Annotated in this window: 2 protein-coding genes; both read right to left on the reverse strand. The window is 29.1% G+C overall.

The window, feature by feature from the left end; genetic code table 11:
• Window positions 1-185 (reverse strand): hypothetical protein (locus CLPUN_RS12530; RefSeq protein ID WP_143329046.1); only part of this gene is annotated, 185 nt, incomplete at its 3' end.
• A 1-nt stretch (window position 186) separates the two neighbouring features.
• Window positions 187-426, reverse strand: coding sequence for an AbrB/MazE/SpoVT family DNA-binding domain-containing protein (locus CLPUN_RS12535; RefSeq protein ID WP_077847617.1), 240 nt, complete (start codon window positions 424-426; stop codon window positions 187-189).
• Window positions 427-578 lie beyond the last annotated feature (152 nt).

A 578-nucleotide genomic window follows, 5' to 3' on the forward strand; every position in this document is an offset into this window, starting at 1 on the left:
GCTTTTATAATACAAATATCTTCTTTCCTTTTTTTATTTAAATAATATATAGCTGCATTAAGAGCTGCTGCATCTTGCTTAAATATTTCATCTGCGCCTTCACTTTTGGCCATATATTCAGCTTCACTTTTTAAAGACTTAAGTTGTTTAATTACCTGATTCTTAGTCATTATTCTAGTAATCATTTTACTTTCTCATTCCATCGAAACAATTAGCACAAATGTTTTTGCCCTTATAATTAATTACTTCTTTTCCTTCTCCACAGAATATGCAAGCAGGCTCATATTTCTTTAATATTACTTGTTCTCCATCTACAAAAATTTCTAACGCATCTTTCTCTTCTATGCCTAAAGATCTTCTTAATTCTTTTGGTATTACTATTCTCCCTAACTCGTCTACTTTTCTTACTATTCCTGTTGATTTCATATTTCATTTCTCCTTTTCATTTATAAAATTATTTTTATTTTCAAATATGTGTTATACTAAATGTGATTATTTGATTATGCCATTTGGATTGCTCTGCAGCATCCTTGTGGCTTTTTACTTTCTATTGAGCTCTTCATTACAGATAAAGATGT

The organism is Clostridium puniceum (assembly GCF_002006345.1).
In the GTDB taxonomy this organism is placed as follows: Bacteria; Bacillota; Clostridia; order Clostridiales; family Clostridiaceae; genus Clostridium; species Clostridium puniceum.